Origin of the sequence: Pseudoalteromonas sp. Isolate6 (assembly GCF_022398435.1) — a bacterium.
Classification (GTDB): Bacteria; Pseudomonadota; Gammaproteobacteria; order Enterobacterales; family Alteromonadaceae; genus Pseudoalteromonas; species Pseudoalteromonas galatheae.
Map to the genome: position 1 here is coordinate 1 of NZ_JAKEVK010000323.1, position 3,053 is coordinate 3,053.

Annotated in this window: 3 protein-coding genes; all 3 read left to right on the forward strand. The window is 41.9% G+C overall.

Going from position 1 to position 3,053, the window contains the following annotated elements; all coding sequences use genetic code 11:
* Positions 1–70: 70 nt before the first annotated feature.
* From L1D50_RS22395 to L1D50_RS22405, 3 genes are read left to right on the forward strand one after another with little or no spacing between them, the layout of a single operon-like run.
* The gene (locus L1D50_RS22395; RefSeq protein ID WP_128727127.1) at positions 71–616 is read left to right on the forward strand and encodes a MarR family transcriptional regulator; all 546 of its coding nucleotides are present in this window, start codon (positions 71–73) and stop codon (positions 614–616) included.
* Positions 617–631: 15 nt separating this feature from the next.
* Positions 632–1,978 carry a cytochrome ubiquinol oxidase subunit I gene (locus L1D50_RS22400; protein ID WP_239966876.1) on the forward strand — a complete coding sequence of 449 codons (1,347 nt, stop codon included), beginning with the start codon at positions 632–634 and terminating at the stop codon, positions 1,976–1,978.
* Positions 1,971–2,969 carry a cytochrome d ubiquinol oxidase subunit II gene (locus L1D50_RS22405; RefSeq protein WP_239966877.1) on the forward strand — a complete coding sequence of 333 codons (999 nt, stop codon included), beginning with the start codon at positions 1,971–1,973 and terminating at the stop codon, positions 2,967–2,969. The genes L1D50_RS22400 and L1D50_RS22405 overlap by 8 nt, the downstream gene beginning before the upstream one ends.
* The last annotated feature ends 84 nt before the right edge of the window (positions 2,970–3,053 follow it).

Genomic DNA, 3,053 nt, shown 5'->3' on the forward strand with positions numbered 1-3,053 from the left:
AATTAATACTTGATCTATGTCAAAGTGACCTTTATATTAAAGTTTCAATAATTACTGAAAGTTTAGAACGATGAACTTATCACCAAAAATAGAAAATTTTGTACTTCATTGCGGCGAAATGGGAAGCCGTTGGGGTTTCAATAGAACGATAGGACAAATGGTCGGCTTGTTGGTTATCAATGAAAAACCATTGACAGCGAACGAAATCGCCGATGCGTTAAAAATTTCACGCGGTAACGTGAGTATGGGAATTAAAGAGTTGCAATCTTGGCAACTTGTAAGAGTTCACCATGTTCCAGGAGATCGCAAGGAGTACTACTCTCCAAATGGGTCTATTTGGGATTTAGCTAACCGTGTTTTTGAAGAAAGAAGAAAAAGGGAAATTGACCCAACACTCACCTTACTTCGAGACCAAATCCTAGATAGCGCTAACTCACCAGAAGAAGTATATGCTCAACAGCAAATGCAATCCATTCATGACCTACTTGAAACTGTCACTAAATGGTCAGCCGAACTTCAACGCTTATCACCAGAGCAACTACAGTCGTTGATGAAACTCGGATCTTCAGTGAGCAAAGTAATAGATTTAAAGGATAAATTATTACGTAAGTCTTAAAGTGCGAGGTGCGTCATGCTTGATACGTTGTTATTGTCGCGAATACAGTTTGCGGCAAATATTAGTTTTCACATTCTCTTTCCCACAATAACCATCGCATTAGCTTGGTTTCTGGCGTTTTTTAAACTCAAGTATGACTTGACTGGCCACCCCGTTTGGTTGCGGGCCTATCGCTTTTGGGTCAAAATTTTTGCGTTATCTTTTGCCCTTGGAGTGGTTAGCGGCATTACTATGTCTTTCCAGTTCGGTACAAATTGGCCTGGATTTATGGAAAAAGTCGGCAATATTGCTGGTCCTTTACTAGGTTACGAAGTACTGACCGCATTTTTTATGGAAGCAACATTTCTGGGGATAATGCTGTTTGGAATGAAGCGTGTGCCACCTAAAATACATACTTTAGCTACTTTCCTTGTAGCCATTGGTACAACACTTTCAGCATTTTGGATCTTGTCTTTGAACAGTTGGATGCAAACCCCGACAGGCTTTGAGCTCAGAGACGGAATTGTGTACCCTACTGACTGGTTTGAAGTTATTTTCAACCCTTCATTCGGATATCGTTTCTTCCATATGTTACTGGCCAGTGCACTTACTGCTTCGTTCTTGATAGCCGGTGTCAGTGCATATCGAATGCTCAAAAATGATGAAAAACATGCACCTAAAAAAGCGCTAACAGTGGCTTTGACGGTCGCAGCGCTTCTTACTCCAATACAGGCTTTTGTCGGCGATTTACACGGCCTAAATACGCTAAAACATCAACCACAAAAAATTGCGGCAATGGAAGGCGTATGGGAAACAGAAAAAGGAGCACCGCTCTTACTCTTTGCAATTCCTAACGAGGAAGAAAGGCGCAATGATTTTGCGATAGGCATTCCTAATATGGCTAGCTTTATTCTTACCCACGACGTTAATGGTGAAATTAAAGGGCTTAACGAATTCAAAGGTGAACACCCACCAGTTAAGCCCGTCTTTTTCGGCTTTAGAATTATGGTTGGTATGGGAATGCTGATGATTTTGGTCGCGTTTGTTACCCGGTTTACGCTGTGGAAAAAAGGTGAGTTACCCAAGTGGCAACTAAAGGCTCTTGTAGCTATGACCTTTTCTGGCTGGATAGCAACTCTAGCGGGATGGTATGTCACCGAAATTGGCCGTCAGCCTTACATTGTTAGTGGAGTTTTGAGAGTTGAAGATGCTGTAACTACAATTGCCTCGGAAAGCGTACTATTTACGCTGGTTGGCTATCTAACGATATACGCAATCTTATTGTACGCTTACATTCGCACTTTATTCCACACTGCCAGCAAGTCTGTAGAGGTGGAAGAATATGACATGAAGGAATTCGCTGAGGAGGTGACTCGTGTTTAATCCGGAATATCTATCCCTCATCTACGCAGGTTTGATGGCACTTGCTGTGCTTGTTTATGCAATATTAGATGGCTATGACCTTGGCGTTGGCATGATGATCCCACTGGATGATAAAGAAACAGCAGATACTATGATTGCCTCAATTGGTCCATTTTGGGATGCTAATGAAACTTGGCTAGTTTTGGCAGTAGGCCTTGCATTTATCGCATTTCCTCAAGCCCATAGCATGATTTTGCAGGCGCTTTACATTCCTGTTGTTTTCTTATTATTTGGCTTAATTATGCGTGGTGTTGCTTTTGATTTCAGAGCAAAAGCGCGAGTTAAACGCCAAAGACGGTGGGACAAAGTGTTTAAATTCGGGTCGTTACTTACTTCGTTTGCACAAGGATACATGCTGGGACTTTATGTCATAGGCTTTGATAATACACCGCTTGCTCATGCATTTGCAGTCTTTAGCGGGATCGGTGTTGTTTGCGCGTATGGCTTGATTGGTTCAGCGTGGTTGATTATGAAGTGTGAAGGGAAACTACAGCAAGATGCAATCAGTTGGTGCAAAAAATTTGCGAGAGTTGCTTTTGTTGGTGTGTTGCTTGTTTCTATCATCAATCCAGTTATTAATGAATGGATCTACGAGCGGTGGTTTGACCTACCTATGGCTTTGGTAGTAATGCCTGCCCCAATCATCTGCTTGTCGCTTTTTGTAATCTTAGAGCTTGTGTTACAAAAGTTGCCAAAGTCACCTAATAGTGGTGCTTGGCTGCCATTCCTCATATCAGCGTTTATTTTTGTACTTTGTTTCTTCGGCTTAGTCTATAGTTTTTACCCGTTTGTGGTACCAGGCAAGCTAACCATCTTTGAAGCGGTTGCTGACGCATCAGCTCTCACCTTCTTATTATATGGCGTAGTGATTGTGGTGCCGACCTTAATTGCATACACGTTATTTTCGTACCGAGTCTTTTGGGGCAAGGTTCAACCCTTGTCCTACTATTGACACTTGCATACATTAGCCCAACCAAAAGGCAGCGAGTTGGAAGCTGCCTTTTTTATTATTCTAAAAACAAAGTTTGCTAAATTA

Coding starts and splice junctions, on each gene's coding strand:
- L1D50_RS22395 (WP_128727127.1), top strand. CDS start 71: ATGAACTTATCACCAAAAATAGAAAATTTTGTACTTCATTGCGGCGAA.
- L1D50_RS22400 (WP_239966876.1), top strand. CDS start 632: ATGCTTGATACGTTGTTATTGTCGCGAATACAGTTTGCGGCAAATATT.